This is a genomic window from Phytoactinopolyspora alkaliphila (genome assembly GCF_010550695.1).
Lineage (GTDB): Bacteria > Actinomycetota > Actinomycetes > Jiangellales > Jiangellaceae > Phytoactinopolyspora > Phytoactinopolyspora alkaliphila.
In genome coordinates this window covers 322422-335499 of the sequence record NZ_JAAGOB010000002.1, presented here as the reverse complement: position 1 = coordinate 335499, position 13078 = coordinate 322422, and the positions used below count along the sequence as shown (strand labels likewise).

Here is a 13078-nt window from a genome sequence, read left to right as displayed (position 1 = left end):
CTCCGGGTGCCGGCTGAAAGGCCCGTGGACCCACACTTCGGTGTGGGTCCACGGGTCTTTTGCCTAGGGTGGCGCCGCTGCGGCCGCACGGCGAAGTGTGGTGACGGGCGCTGATTCAGACGTAGCGTTCGAGGATGCTGGACTCGGCCAGGCGGGAAAGACCCTCACGGACGTTGCGGGCGCGATTCTCGCCGACACCGTCCACGGCCTGGAGGTCGTCGACACTCGCGGCGAGGAGCTTCTGCAGGCCGCCGAAGTGCTCCACCAAGCGGTCCACGACGGGAGCCGGAAGCCGTGGCACGCGCGCCAGCAGCCGGAAGCCGCGCGGGCTCACAGCCGCGTCGAGCTGGTCGCCGCCGCTGAAGCCGAGTGCCCCGGCTACCGCACCCAAATCCAGCAGTTCGGTGGGAGACAGACGTCCGAGTCTGCTGATCGCGTCGTCGACCCGGAGCTTTCGCCGACTTGCGGGCGCCGGGAGATAGTCGCGGACGATCAGCTCGCGGTCGACATCCACGCCCGAGACGAGTTCGTCGAGCTGCAGGCTGAGCAAGCGGCCGTCGGTGCCGAGCTCGACGACGTAGCCGTCGATCTCGACTGAGATACGCCGGACCATCTCCAGGCGTTGTGCCACCGTCACCACGTCCCGGACAGTGACGAGGTCTTCGATCTCCAGTGCTGACAGGGTTCCCGAGACCTCGTCGAGGCGAAGCTTGTAACGCTCCAGAGTGGCGAGCGCCTGATTGGCCCTGGAGAGGATCTGGCCCGCATCTTCGAGCACGTGGCGAATGCTGTCCACATAGATGGCGACGATCCGCATCGACTGACTGACCGAAATCACCGGGAAGCCGGTCTGCTTGGCCACGCGTTCAGCGGTCCGGTGTCGAGTTCCGGACTCGGTGGTTGTGATCGACGGGTCCGGCACCAGCTGGGTAGCGGCGCGCAGGATCCGGGTGCATTCGCGATCGACGACTATGGCGCCGTCCATCTTGGCGAGCTCGCGCAGGCCGGTGGCGTTGAACTCCACGTCGAGAACGAACCCGCCGCTGCTGATCGATTCGATCGTCTTGTCGTAGCCGAGCACCACGAGTGCGCCCGTGCGGCCCCTGAGGATCCGCTCGAGCCCTTCCCGCAGTTCGGTACCGGGGGCGACCGCCGCGAGCGCTTGACGCAGCTTCGCCTCAGCGCCGCCTCTGTCGCTGCCGGGCACATGACCCCCGTCGTGACTAGTCGATGATGTCGGCTGCCAGTCTAAAGCCGGGTTGTGTCAAGCGCGAGGTTGACGCCCGGCACTGCAACAACAGTCTACGGCCTCGGGTGAGATGCTGTGACATTCTTGTGCTGGTATGCCGGAGCCTTCCGCGTGACGCTTGCCACGGCGCAGGCGGTGGATGGCCTCACGTGATGGGAAACGCGGACGCCGGATCCGCCACGACGGCCAGCGCAGCCCCTACGTGATCCACCTCGACGGCACGGATGCCGGGGGGCACCGGACCCGAGTCTGGTGGCACCAATGCCGAGGTGAAGCCCATTCGCTCTGCCTCCGCGAGCCGGCGTTGCATGCCGGCCACCCGGCGGATCTCCCCGGCTAGGCCGACCTCGCCCAGAGCAATCATGCCCATAGGGGTGGCTTGCTGCGCCGCGGCACTGGCGACCGCGATCAGGACGGCCAGGTCCGTGGCCGGCTCGGCCAGACGCGCGCCACCGACCGTGGAGGTGTACACGTCCCGCGTGCTGAGCTGCACCCTGCCGCGTCGTTCGAGGACGGCGAGCACCATCGAGACGCGGGCCGCGTCGAGGCCGCTGTTGGCCCGGCGTGGAGAGTTCAGCGCGGACGGTGCGACAAGCGCCTGGACCTCACCGAGCAAGGGTCGCCGGCCCTCGACCGTGACCGTGATGCACGTACCCGGGACCGGCTCGGCATGGCGGGAGAGGAACAAGCCGGTGGGGTCGGGCAGCGACTGTATGCCGGTGTCCGACAGGTCGAAACAGCCGACCTCGTCGGCCGGGCCGTAGCGGTTCTTGACCGTGCGAACCATGCGCAGCCTGGAATTGCGATCCCCTTCGAAGTGCAGCACCACGTCCACCAGATGCTCGAGGACCCGTGGACCGGCGATGGAGCCGTCCTTGGTGACGTGGCCGACGAGAATGGTGGCGATGCCGCGCTCCTTGGCGACCCGGATCAGCGACGCGGCGACCTCCCGTACCTGGTTCACCCCGCCGACGGGGTTGTCCAGAGATGGGCTCGCCACCGTCTGAACCGAATCGAGGACGACCAGCGAGGGCTTCACCTCGTCGATGTGGGTGAGAACCGCGGCCAGGTCCGTCTCCGCGGCGAGATAGAGATGGTCGGCCAGGGCGCCGGTACGCTCGGCCCGCAACCGAACCTGAGCGGTGGACTCCTCCCCGGTCACGTAGAGGGCGCGGCCAGCGTCGATGGCCCAGCGCGCGGTGACGTCCAGCAACAGCGTCGATTTGCCGACGCCTGGCTCGCCGGCCAGCAGGATGACCGCGCCCTGGACCAGGCCGCCGCCGAGCGCCCGGTCGAATTCCTCGACACCTGTGGGCCGCGAGCGAGCCGCTTCGAGACCGACGGAGCCGATGGGCTTGGCCGACTGATTCACCGGCCCGGCGGCGGTAGTGCCGGGCCGGGCCGGCGCCGCCTCGTCCACGGTGCCCCATGCCTGGCACTCACCGCACCTGCCGACCCATTTGGACGTGTTCCAGCCGCACTCGGCGCAGCGGAATACCTGTGGTGCCTTCGTCATACCGAGAACGGTAGATGCCGCCACCGACACCCCCCTCCCAAATGATCATGTAAACCATGTTTTCTCGTGCTTCACCATGCTTGCAGGCATGGTGAAGCACGAGAAAACATGGTTTACATGATCATTTGGGAGGGGGGTCAGAAGGTGTGCCAGAACAGATTCACGGCGTAGTCGACGCTGGAACCGGGATGCTCCGCGAGGAACGCGTCGGCGATCTTGGGCTCGAACTCGATGCGCACCACAGACTCGAACGTCTCCCGGTCCGGATGCTCCCACCGGATCTCCAGGGGGATCCGGTGCCAGCCCTGCCGTGCCCAGAAGCGTTCCACGGCTTGCGGATCGTAGGACGGCAGCGCGCGCCGGAACCAGGCTCCGAAGGTGGACCGGGTGGCGTCGTTGTCGATCACGAACGCGGTGCCACCACGGCGGACCACGCGGGCCAGTTCGGCGATGCCGGGCTCGCAACCGGGCCCGAAGAAGTAGGCCCACCGAGCGTGGGCGACGTCGATCGACGACGACGGCAGCGGCAGGTCCTGTGCGGTGCCTCTCAGTACGTGGACGCGATCCGCCGATTGCCCGGCTGAGAGAAGCCCGCGCACCCGGCCCGGTGACCCGTTGAGTGCGGCGATCCGGCGGCGGGCTCGCCTCACCAGCGGCGGATGTGGCTCGACGCCGATCACCCGGGCCGCCTCGGCTGCGAATCGGGGGAGATGAAATCCGGCGCCGCACCCGACGTCCAGCACGCTCTGCCCGCGCCAGTCGTGCACCCGGCGCATGGCGTCCTCGATCACACCCTCCGGATCGACGCCGAGGTTCTCGATCTCGTAGATGTCGGGAGACTGCCAGATGTTCGGGCTGGGAATCACATCACGATGCATGGAGCCCGCCCCCGGCCCTGGTGGCCGGGTGGACCAGCAAGGGCAGGCGAGCGGCGAGAAATGCCTCGCAGTGCCGGGCCAGCTCGTCGTATGCGGCATCGCCGATCAGCTCGCGCAGCTCAGGCTCGTTGGTGCGGAAGACCGCGGAATCGCCGACGTGCGCCCGCGGCTCGTTGGTGCAGTACCAGTCCATGTCGTGGCCGCCGGCGCCCCAGTCCCGCTGCTGGTACTCGGTGATGGTGATCTCGAGGTACGTGCTGCCGTCGGCGCGCTCGACCTCCCGGTAGGCCCGCCGGATGGGCAGCTGCCAGCACACGTCCGGCTTGGTTTCCAGGGGATGCATCTCATTGCGCAGCGCATACGCGTGCAACGCGCAACCCGCGCCCCCGGTGAAGCCCGGCCGGTTGTGGAACACGCAGGCGCCGTCCACGACCCTCGTCTTGCGTTCGCCGTCCTCGTCTGTCTCGACGACTCCGCCGCGCAGGCCCTCGTCCCGCAACTGCCAGATCTCCGGGCCGAGCAGGGCCGCGAACTCCCGTACCCGCTGTTCGTCGTCCTCGTCGGAGAAGTGTGCGCCGTGCGTGCAGCAGCCGTCGTCGGGACGCGACGCGTAGATGCCCGGACATCCCTGGCCGAAGATGCAAGTCCAGCGGGAGGTCAGCCAGGTGAGGTCACACCGGAGTACCTGGCCGGGTTGGTCCGGGTCGGTGAACTCGACCCAGGCGCGCGCGGTGTCGGCCGGCGCGCGATTCTCAGCATTCCCCACGCATCGAGCGTAGACGTTGCCGAGCGGCCGCCACACGGCCGAGTAGCCTCAGACGTATGCGCATCGGAGTCCTGGACGTCGGTTCCAACACGGTTCATCTGCTGCTCGTCGATGCTCACCCCGGCGCCAAGCCGCTTCCGGCGTACAAAGAGAAGACAGAGCTGCGCCTCGTGGATCTGCTCGACGGCGACGACGCCGTCAACGGCGAGGGCGTGGACCGCCTGGTCGAGAGCTGCCGGAATGCCGTGAGCATCGCTGAGGACAAGGGAGCTACCTCGATGCTCGCCTTCGCCACGTCCGCCCTGCGCGAGTCGTCGAACGGCGCGGAAGTGATCAAGCGTGTGCGCAAGGACGCCGGCGTAGATCTGCACGTGCTGTCCGGCGCGGACGAGGCACGCCTGACGTTCCTGGCTATCCGCCGATGGTACGGCTGGTCGAGCGGGCGTTTGCTGTGCTTCGACATCGGTGGAGGCTCGCTCGAGCTCGCGGTCGGCATCGACGAGGAGCCGGATGTGGCCGTTTCGCTTCCTCTGGGAGCGGCTCGATTGTCCCGCACCTGGTTCAGCTCCGACCCGCCCTCCGACGACGAGGTCCGTGCCCTGCGCAAGCACGTTCGCGCGGAGATCGCCGACGTCGTAGGCAAGATCAACCGATTCGGCGCGGCGGATCAGGCGGTCGCGTCGAGCAAGACGTTCCGTTCGCTGGCCCGGGTGGCCGGCGCGGCGCCCTCCGCCGAAGGGCCGTATGTCCGCAGGTTGCTGAAACGCGGTGACATAGCCGATCTCGTCGCCAAGCTCGCGGCCTTGCCGGCGGCCGAGCGGGCGAAGTTGCCAGGGGTGGCCAAGGGTCGTGCCGAGCAACTCCTTGCCGGCGCGATCGTGGCCGACGCCGCGATGGATCTGTTCGACGTCCCGTTCGTCGACATCTGCCCGTGGGCACTGAGGGAGGGCCTGATTTTGCGGCGGCTCGACCAGCTGGCGGGCGCCGGATTCGAAGGATCGGACGAAAAGTTGTAGTCTGCCTGTCGGCGTTATCTTTTTGTGATCTTTCGGGAGGCAACCTTTTGCCAGGCGCTCGTCATGCCGGAGTGCAGTTCATTACCAGTCGTTACAGCAGCCGGCATCGCAGGCGCCGTTCCTCAGGTGCCCGACTCGGCGTGCTGACTCGGGCCGCCGTCGCTCTCGGCGGCGCGGGCGCTGTCTTCCTCACTGTCCAGGCTAGTGACACCATCGAGCCGGCCGCGACGGCGGACAGTGACATCGCCGTGTTCCGTGGATTGGAGGATCTGCGTGACGACGCCGCGGGCGCGGCGTCGCGTAACGAAGAGCGTGATCCGGACTCGGAGACCGGCGATCGTGCCGACGAGCCGGAGAATCCCCAGGCGACGGTCCTGGAACCGCCGTCGGGCGAACCCGCGTCCGACGACGACGCGTCCGAGGACGCGGGGGATGGCGGTGATTCCGAGGCGGAGGATTCCGCGCCCGCGCGTTCCGTGGACGACGGTCCGGCCAGCTCACTTCCGGGTGGATTCCCCGCTATCGACGGGTGCTCCGCAGAGGTGCCGGCCGAGGGGAGCGTTGCCAACGGTCAGCTCAGCGACGAGCAACTGTGCGACGTGGGCGACGGCCACCTCCTCCGGTCGGACGCCGCCGCGGCATTTCAGGCGATGGCGGAAGCGTACGAGGACGAAACCGGGCGCGCCTTGCTCAAGTGCATCGGGAACACGTATCGCACGTACGATCAGCAGGTCGATCTCGCTCGGCAGAAACCGGGCCTGGCGGCAGAGCCCGGCACCAGCGAGCACGGCTGGGGGCTGGCCATCGACTTCGAATGCGGCGCGAACTCGTACTCGAGTTCGTTCTACGCCTGGCTCGATACGCACGGACAGCAGTTCGGGTGGATCAACCCGTCGTGGGCACGGTCGGGCGGATCGCGGCCGGAGCCTTGGCATTGGGAGTTCGATCCTGGTCTGGTGAGCTGAACATCGCCGGAGGCAGGCCCTAGGCTAGGAGTGTGTCGGAGCTGCGACAGAGCGCGCTAGGGATGCTGCGTGTGCCGGACTCGCCCGTCGGTCTCTCCACCGCATCTGTGTATCCGCAAGGCACAGCCAGCGCGTTTGAGATGGCGGCCTCCCTCGGCTACGACGGTGTCGAGCTCATGGTCTGGACCGATCCGGTCAGCCAGGACATCGACGAGGTGGAGCGGCTCTCCGAGCGGTACAGCATGCCGGTGCTCTCCGTTCATGCCCCGTGCCTGCTGATCACCCAGCGGGTGTGGTCGCCGGATCCGTGGGTGCGGCTCACCCGGTCCATCGAGGCGGCGCAGCGGCTCGGCGCGTCCACCGTCGTCGTTCATCCGCCGTTTCGCTGGCAACGCGAGTATGCGAAGGGCTTCGGTCGCCGGATCGCCGCGCTCGAAGAGGAAACCGGCATCGTCATCGCGGTGGAGAACATGTACCCGTGGCGCGCGGCCGGCCGGGAGGTCGCTGCGTACGCTCCGCACTGGGATCCTGCTCTCGGTCCGTACTCGCATATCACGCTCGACCTGTCACACGCGGCGGTAGCCGGCGCAGACTCGCTCGCCATGGCAGAGGCCATCGGTGACCGGCTCTCCCACGTCCATATGACCGATGGCACGCCGTCGTCGCGCGACGAGCACCTGATCCCCGGCCGGGGCAATCAGCCCTGTGCGGCCTTGCTCGAGCGGCTGGCCCGGCAGGAATGGTCCGGCGCGGTGATCCTCGAAGTGACGACGCGGCGGGCGCGCAGCGTGGCAGAACGCGAGGCCGACCTGGACGAGGCGCTTGCCTTCACCAGACTCAATCTCGCCACCTCCGTGGAGACTGCGTTCGCGGTGGGCGCGGACGGAACGACCGAGAAGGTGGTCCGCCCAGGGGCGCGATGATCGCCCGCCGGCTCTGTCGTGAAGAGTCCCAACCACCCCTGACCGCTGCTGGTCCAGCGGTCTCAGATCTCGCCCGAAACGGTTGACAGACCGATCCAGGCGCGCGATATTCAACGTATGGTGAATTTAGCGCGCGACCCGAGGTCGAGACCTGAACGGGACGCCTGCCTCGCAGTGCGCATCCGCGGGCTGCGAGTGATCCGCGGAGCGCGGACGGTGCTCGACGGCTTCGATCTCGACGTGCCTCCCGGCACCCTCACCGGGCTGCTCGGACCGTCGGGCTCGGGAAAATCGACGCTCATGCGCGCCATCGTCGGAGTCCAGAAGATCGCGGCGGGGAGCGTGGAGGTGCTCGGGCGGCCCGCCGGCGCAGCGGAGCTGCGCAGCCGTGTCTCCTATGTCACGCAGGCGCCCAGTGTCTATCGTGACCTCACCATCCGGCAGAACCTGCGCTATTTCGCCGACGTCCTGAACGCCCCGGGGGCCGACGTCGACCGGGTGATCGAGCAGGTGGACCTGGTCCGGCATGCCGACCAGCTGGCCGCGAACCTTTCCGGTGGTCAGCTCTCCCGGGTCTCGCTGGCGGTGGCACTTCTGGGCACCCCCGAGCTCCTGGTCCTCGACGAACCGACCGTCGGGTTGGATCCGGTGCTCCGGCAGGAGCTGTGGCAGCTCTTCCATCAGCTAGCCGCCGACGGCGCGACGCTCCTCGTGTCCAGCCATGTCATGGACGAGGCGGAGCGCTGCGAGCGACTGGTTCTGCTGCGCGAGGGCGCACTGCTGGCCGATGACAGCCTGCCCAGCCTGCTCGAGCACACCGGTACGCCGGACGCCGAGCAGGCCTTCTTGCATCTCGTCTCGAAAGCGAGTCACCCATGAGCCTGCGAATCACCATTGCCACCGCCCGGCGGGTCCTGGCGCAGCTGATGCATGACCACCGGACTGTGGCGATGATGCTCGTCGTCCCGTGCCTCCTGCTCACTCTGCTGTGGTGGGTGTACGACGGCGGGCCGGTGTGGGACCGGATCGGACCGGCGCTGCTGGCGATCTTCCCCTTCATGATCATGTTCCTTGTCACGTCGATCGCCACGTTGCGGGAACGCAGCTCCGGGACGCTGGAGAGGCTCCTGTCGATGCCGATGGGCAAGCTGGACCTCCTGGTGGGCTATGCCGTCGCGTTCGGTGCTGTGGCCGTGGTCCAGGCCTTGCTCGCCGGCGGACTGGCGCTCGGACCGCTGGGACTCGACGTGGCCGGTCCGGCGTGGATCCTGCTCGGCATCGCCGTTCTGGACGCGCTGCTGGGCGTGGCTCTCGGGCTGTTCGTGAGTGCATTCGCCGCATCCGAGTTCCAGGTCGTGCAATTCATGCCCGCGTTGATCATCCCGCAGTTCTTGCTATGCGGCCTGCTTGTGCCCAGGTCGGAACTGCCGGATGTGCTCAGCGCGATCTCGGACGTCCTGCCGTTGTCGTACGCCGTCGACGCGATGCGAGAAGCGCAGCTCTCAGCTGATCCCAGTGTGTGGGCCGAGATCACGATCGTCGTCGGCTTCGCGCTCGGCCTGCTCGCGCTCGGCGCGACCACGCTCCGCCGCCGTACGGCCTGAAGGTGCCTTGTTGCGGTCGGGGTCGCCGTGATGAGGCGGCAGGATCGGTGAGAGGACTGTGACGATGACGCGTGCTCGGCGCTCCCGTGCGGGCCGGCGACCCGGGGGCGCGAGCACGCGCGACGACGTCCTGGTCGCGGCCAGGGCCGAGTTCGAAGAGCGCGGCTACGAAGGCGCGACCGTGCGCGCCATCGCCGCCAGGGCGAACGTGGATCCTGCGATGATCCACCACTTCTTTGGCAACAAGGAGAATCTCTTTCTCGTCGCCATGCAGATCAACCTCGACCCCGCGGTCATCACGGACGCGATCAGGAGCAGTCCTCGCGACGAGATCGGTGAACGGGCCGTCAGGACATTCCTGGCCGTGTGGGGTGATCCGAAGGTCCGTGGCCCGCTGCTCGCCCTGCTGCGCTCCGCGATGACCCATGGGGCGGCCGCGGCCCTGCTGCGTCAGTTCGTCACCCGCGTGCTGCTCAGCCGGATCGTCGTGGTCTTCGGCGATGCCCCGGACGCGGCACTGCGGGCGGAGGCGATGGTCTCTCAATTGATCGGCATGGCGGTCTTGCGGTTCGTGGTTCAGGTCGAGCCGCTCGCCTCGGCGTCCGAAGAGGAGATCGTGGCGCTCATCGGCCCGGTGATCCAGCAGTACGTGCCCCCCTCGTGAGCGACGGTCTCACCGCTGCGCGACCATCCGCGGCTGCGAGCGAACGTTGTCAACGGTCTCCGTGTGCGGTCCTGCCGGGACCTCTTGCTGCTGTGACAGGCGCGGCTCTTCGAGTGCGGGCGTGGGCATGCGCTGAGCCCTGCGCCGCTCAAGTGCCACGGCGACGGCCAGGCCGAGCAGCACGACCAGCCCGCCCACGATCCCGTCGACGATGTAGTGGTTGCCGGTGAGGACGATAGCGGTGAACATGAGCACCGGCATGGCCATGCCGGCCGCCTTCGCCAGCGCGGTCCGGCCCACGGTGGCCCAGGCGATTCCCACGAGCAGGATCCAGCCGAAGTGCAGGCTCGGCATCGCCGCGTACTCGTTGACGAACGGGGAGGCGCTGAAGTCACGGTAGGCCGCGGAGTTCTCGGAAACGGTGTCGACGAACCCGTGCTCGGGAAGGAAGCGCGGCGGCGCGAGCGGGAACAGCGCGAAGATCACCAGCGTGATGGCCCCGGAAGCGAGCAGCGCGTTGCGGAACAGCGCGTATCGCGCCGGCTGCCGGAAGAGCAGCCAGGCGAACGTGCCCAGGAGCACAGGCCAGTATCCGGCGATGTACACCGCGTTGATCGTGTTGATGACCGCGTCGTTGCCCGCGACCCAGCTCTGCATCTCGGGTTCGACGAAGATGCCGAGCGAGCGCTGGAATGAGATGACCCGTTCCGCGTTCTCGAATGCGATATTGACGCGATCATCGGTCAGCCCACGGACGAGCGAATACAGCAGGGCAGCCGCCGCGATGAGGACCACCTCGCGGGCCCCGCGGCGCAACTGGGCGTGGCTGCTCGCCTTGCGTGCTTTATCGATTACCCGGACTCCCATGACATCCGGACCTCCAGTTCCTTACTTGCCAGCCGGCAAGTAAGATAGATACTAATGCTTGACGGGTGACAAGTGCGGATCGTTTTGTGGATTTGTTACGTGATTCCGACCACATGGCCGGAAGAGAGGCAGTCGATGGCCGAGCACGCGAAAGACGTTGCGCCCGATACGGCGTCCCGTATCAGAGAGGTGGCCCTCGAGCTGTTCACCCGGCAGGGATACGAGAAGACGTCCCTGCGGGAGATCGCTGCCGCGCTCGGCATCACCAAGGCCGCGGTCTACTACCACTACCGCAGCAAGGTGGACATCCTGGATGACCTGCTGCGCCCGGTGGCGGACGAGGAAGAGAAGATCCTGGCCGACTCGCGTGCGGCCGGGCTGGCCGGTCCAGCCGCCCGGATGCGTGTGGTCGAGCGGTACATCGATCTGCTGCTGTGCCACCGTGAGCTGGTCGCATATGTCATGAACGACATCACCGGCGCCAGCACCTCCCGCATGGTTCCCCGCCTGCAGGGCCACGACAAAGAGCTCATGTCGCTGCTGGCGGAGGCGGACCTGCCGTTGGCCGACCGCGTGCGTACGCTCTCGGCCATCGGAGTGATCATGGCGGTGGTGACGATGCCCGACGTCCCGGCGGCGGAGCTCCGGCCCCTGGTGCTCGACGTCGTCCGCGACGTTCTCGGAATCCGGGACGAGTCCGAGTAGGTGCCGCGGCGCGCTGAACGTCCCGTGCGGGCGCCGGCTCCGCCAGGGCTCGCAGAATCCGGCGTCCTTCTGGGCCGTACCGTGCTGCGCGTGCCGTAATCTGGCCACCATCAAGCTCGTTCGGGGCGCGAAGGGACGGTTGCGTTGCCAGGATCGTTGTCGCGGTCGCTGCTTTTGGGGGCGGCCCGGAGTGTGCGTCTCAGGAGTGCCGTAGAGCGAGTGCCGGTGACTCGTCGGCTGGTCAATCGCTACGTGGCAGGAACCGGTGAAGAAGACGCGATACGGGTGGCCGACGAGCTCGTGACAGAAGGTCTCGCGGTCACTATCGATCATCTCGGCGAGGACACTCTCGACGCCGCGCAAGCCCGGCGTGTGGGTGACGCGTACGTCTCGTTGCTGGGTGCGCTTCATCAGGCCGGCCTCGCGGCGGACACCGAGGTCTCGGTCAAGCTCTCCGCGGTGGGCCAGGCGTTGCCGAACGATGGCGAGAAGATAGCGCTGGAGCAGGCGCGACGTATCTGCCACGCTGCCCGGAACGCCGCGACCACGGTCACATTGGACATGGAGGACCACACCACTACCGATTCCACACTGGGTATACTGCGCGAGCTTCGCTTAGATTTCCCTGAGACCGGCGCCGTCCTTCAGGCCTACTTGCGGCGCACCGAGGGTGACTGCCGTGACCTGGCCACCGAGGGCTCGCGAGTCCGGCTGTGCAAGGGTGCGTACGACGAGCCGCCGGACGTGGCGTTCTCCAGCCGCGCGGAGGTGGATCGCTCGTATGTACGGTGCGCCAAGATCCTCCTGGCCGGCCCTGGATACCCGATGCTCGCCACGCATGACCCGAGGCTCGTGGAGATCACCGGATCTCTGGCCGCCAGGTACCGGCGCGAGCAAGGCAGCTACGAGTACCAGATGCTGTACGGCGTGCGCCCGGACGAGCAGTTGCGGCTGGTGCGTGCCGGGGAGCGCGTACGGGTCTATGTGCCGTACGGTGAGGATTGGTACGGGTACCTGGTCAGGCGGCTGGCGGAACGGCCGGCCAACCTGTCCCTGTTTTTGCGATCGGTGGCGAGCAAGCGATGACAGTGGCGATTCTCGGCGCCGGAGTCATGGGCGAGGCCCTTCTCTCCGGGCTGGTCCGAGCGGGCAAGCGGGTCGACGAGCTCCTGGTGACCGAGAGGCGGCCGGAGCGGGCCCGGGAGCTGACGGACCGGTACGGCGTCGAGGTCGTGGACAACGCCACCGCGGTCAAGCGTGCCGACACGGTCGTCGTCGTCGTCAAGCCCCAGGACATGGGTGTTCTTCTGGACGAGGTGGCGAACTCGGTGCGCCCGGACCATCTCGTCGTGAGCCTCGCGGCCGGCATCACCACGGGCTTCATCGAGTCTCGGCTTCCCGAGGGCGTCGCGGTAGTGCGGGTGATGCCCAATACCCCCGCCTTGGTCGACGAGGGGATGGCCGCCATCTCTCCGGGTTCACACTGCGACGACAGCCACCTGCGGGTGGCGGAGGACCTGCTGCGTTCCACCGGCAAGGTGCAGCGTGTTCCGGAGAAGCAGATGGACGTCGTGACGGCCATCTCCGGTTCCGGCCCGGCCTATGTCTTCTACGTCGTGGAGGCGATGATCGAGGCCGGCGTGCACATGGGACTGCCACGGGCCACGGCCACCGAGTTCGTCGTGCAAACGCTCGTCGGCTCGGCCAAACTGCTGCGTGAGACGGGTGAGCACCCCACGGTCCTGCGGGAAGGCGTGACCTCGCCCGGAGGCACCACGGCTGCGGCGATCCGCCTGCTCGAGGAGGGCCGGGTCCGTGCCGATTTCCTAGCGGCCATCGAAGCTGCTCGGGACCGGTCGCGGGCGTTGTCCTCCGGCCAGGTCTAGAACTCGTGGTGACCGGCGGACGTCCCATTACGTTGCAGG

Annotated in this window: 14 protein-coding genes; 9 read left to right on the top strand and 5 right to left on the bottom strand. The window is 67.6% G+C overall.

The features are described 5' to 3' along the window. Positions 1 to 115 precede the first annotated feature (115 nt). The 4 genes from disA to G1H11_RS04560 form a co-directional block, all read right to left on the bottom strand. Complete coding sequence (gene disA, locus G1H11_RS04575) at positions 116 to 1207, bottom strand: DNA integrity scanning diadenylate cyclase DisA (RefSeq protein WP_163816477.1); 1092 nt, start codon at positions 1205 to 1207, stop codon at positions 116 to 118. Positions 1208 to 1394: 187 nt separating this feature from the next. After that, complete coding sequence (gene radA, locus G1H11_RS04570) at positions 1395 to 2765, bottom strand: DNA repair protein RadA (protein ID WP_163816475.1); 1371 nt, start codon at positions 2763 to 2765, stop codon at positions 1395 to 1397. A 137-nt stretch (positions 2766 to 2902) separates the two neighbouring features. Further along, positions 2903 to 3643, bottom strand: coding sequence for a class I SAM-dependent methyltransferase (locus G1H11_RS04565; RefSeq protein ID WP_163816473.1), 741 nt, complete (start codon positions 3641 to 3643; stop codon positions 2903 to 2905). Beyond that, complete coding sequence (locus G1H11_RS04560; protein ID WP_163816471.1) at positions 3633 to 4409, bottom strand: DUF3109 family protein; 777 nt, start codon at positions 4407 to 4409, stop codon at positions 3633 to 3635. Before G1H11_RS04560 ends, G1H11_RS04565 begins: the two co-directional genes overlap by 11 nt. A gap of 56 nt (positions 4410 to 4465) precedes the next feature. Here G1H11_RS04560 and G1H11_RS04555 point away from each other — a divergent pair, with 56 nt between their 5' ends. From G1H11_RS04555 to G1H11_RS04530, 6 genes are all read left to right on the top strand, one after another. Beyond that, complete coding sequence (locus G1H11_RS04555) at positions 4466 to 5425, top strand: Ppx/GppA family phosphatase (protein WP_163816469.1); 960 nt, start codon at positions 4466 to 4468, stop codon at positions 5423 to 5425. Positions 5426 to 5565: 140 nt separating this feature from the next. Next, positions 5566 to 6390 (top strand): D-alanyl-D-alanine carboxypeptidase family protein, encoded by an 825-nt coding sequence (locus tag G1H11_RS04550; protein ID WP_163816468.1) that lies wholly within the window; start codon positions 5566 to 5568, stop codon positions 6388 to 6390. 62 nt (positions 6391 to 6452) lie between these two features. Next, entirely contained in the window at positions 6453 to 7313 is an 861-nt protein-coding gene (locus G1H11_RS04545) for a sugar phosphate isomerase/epimerase family protein (protein WP_163817067.1), read from the top strand. A 117-nt stretch (positions 7314 to 7430) separates the two neighbouring features. Then, positions 7431 to 8192: an ABC transporter ATP-binding protein gene (locus G1H11_RS04540; protein ID WP_163816466.1), complete on the top strand. Its 762-nt coding sequence runs from the start codon at positions 7431 to 7433 to the stop codon at positions 8190 to 8192. Further along, positions 8189 to 8917 (top strand): ABC transporter permease, encoded by a 729-nt coding sequence (locus G1H11_RS04535; RefSeq protein WP_163816464.1) that lies wholly within the window; start codon positions 8189 to 8191, stop codon positions 8915 to 8917. Before G1H11_RS04540 ends, G1H11_RS04535 begins: the two co-directional genes overlap by 4 nt. A 64-nt stretch (positions 8918 to 8981) precedes the next feature. After that, the gene (locus G1H11_RS04530) at positions 8982 to 9581 is read left to right on the top strand and encodes a TetR/AcrR family transcriptional regulator (RefSeq protein WP_163816462.1); all 600 of its coding nucleotides are present in this window, start codon (positions 8982 to 8984) and stop codon (positions 9579 to 9581) included. Between the two features lie 9 nt (positions 9582 to 9590). Here the strand turns inward: G1H11_RS04530 and G1H11_RS04525 are convergent, their stop codons facing one another. Next, positions 9591 to 10448 (bottom strand): phosphatase PAP2 family protein, encoded by an 858-nt coding sequence (locus tag G1H11_RS04525; protein WP_163816460.1) that lies wholly within the window; start codon positions 10446 to 10448, stop codon positions 9591 to 9593. A gap of 99 nt (positions 10449 to 10547) precedes the next feature. On the opposite strand from G1H11_RS04525, the gene G1H11_RS04520 reads away from it, so the two are divergent. From G1H11_RS04520 to proC, 3 genes are all read left to right on the top strand, one after another. Further along, positions 10548 to 11153 carry a TetR family transcriptional regulator gene (locus G1H11_RS04520; protein WP_163816458.1) on the top strand — a complete coding sequence of 202 codons (606 nt, stop codon included), beginning with the start codon at positions 10548 to 10550 and terminating at the stop codon, positions 11151 to 11153. Positions 11154 to 11309: 156 nt separating this feature from the next. After that, positions 11310 to 12239, top strand: coding sequence for a proline dehydrogenase family protein (locus tag G1H11_RS04515; RefSeq protein WP_163816456.1), 930 nt, complete (start codon positions 11310 to 11312; stop codon positions 12237 to 12239). Then, a complete protein-coding gene (gene proC, locus G1H11_RS04510) occupies positions 12236 to 13039 on the top strand; it encodes a pyrroline-5-carboxylate reductase (RefSeq protein ID WP_163816455.1) in 804 nt (267 codons plus the stop codon). Before G1H11_RS04515 ends, proC begins: the two co-directional genes overlap by 4 nt. Positions 13040 to 13078: the final 39 nt, after the last annotated feature.

Bases quoted from the DNA above. Each gene is read 5' to 3' on its own strand.
- radA (WP_163816475.1), bottom strand. From the start codon at position 2,765: ATGACGAAGGCACCACAGGTATTCCGCTGCGCCGAGTGCGGCTGGAAC.
- G1H11_RS04565 (WP_163816473.1), bottom strand. From the start codon at position 3,643: ATGCATCGTGATGTGATTCCCAGCCCGAACATCTGGCAGTCTCCCGAC.
- G1H11_RS04555 (WP_163816469.1), top strand. From the start codon at position 4,466: ATGCGCATCGGAGTCCTGGACGTCGGTTCCAACACGGTTCATCTGCTG.
- G1H11_RS04545 (WP_163817067.1), top strand. From the start codon at position 6,453: ATGCTGCGTGTGCCGGACTCGCCCGTCGGTCTCTCCACCGCATCTGTG.
- G1H11_RS04540 (WP_163816466.1), top strand. From the start codon at position 7,431: ATGGTGAATTTAGCGCGCGACCCGAGGTCGAGACCTGAACGGGACGCC.
- G1H11_RS04535 (WP_163816464.1), top strand. From the start codon at position 8,189: ATGAGCCTGCGAATCACCATTGCCACCGCCCGGCGGGTCCTGGCGCAG.
- G1H11_RS04530 (WP_163816462.1), top strand. From the start codon at position 8,982: ATGACGCGTGCTCGGCGCTCCCGTGCGGGCCGGCGACCCGGGGGCGCG.
- G1H11_RS04525 (WP_163816460.1), bottom strand. From the start codon at position 10,448: ATGGGAGTCCGGGTAATCGATAAAGCACGCAAGGCGAGCAGCCACGCC.
- proC (WP_163816455.1), top strand. From the start codon at position 12,236: ATGACAGTGGCGATTCTCGGCGCCGGAGTCATGGGCGAGGCCCTTCTC.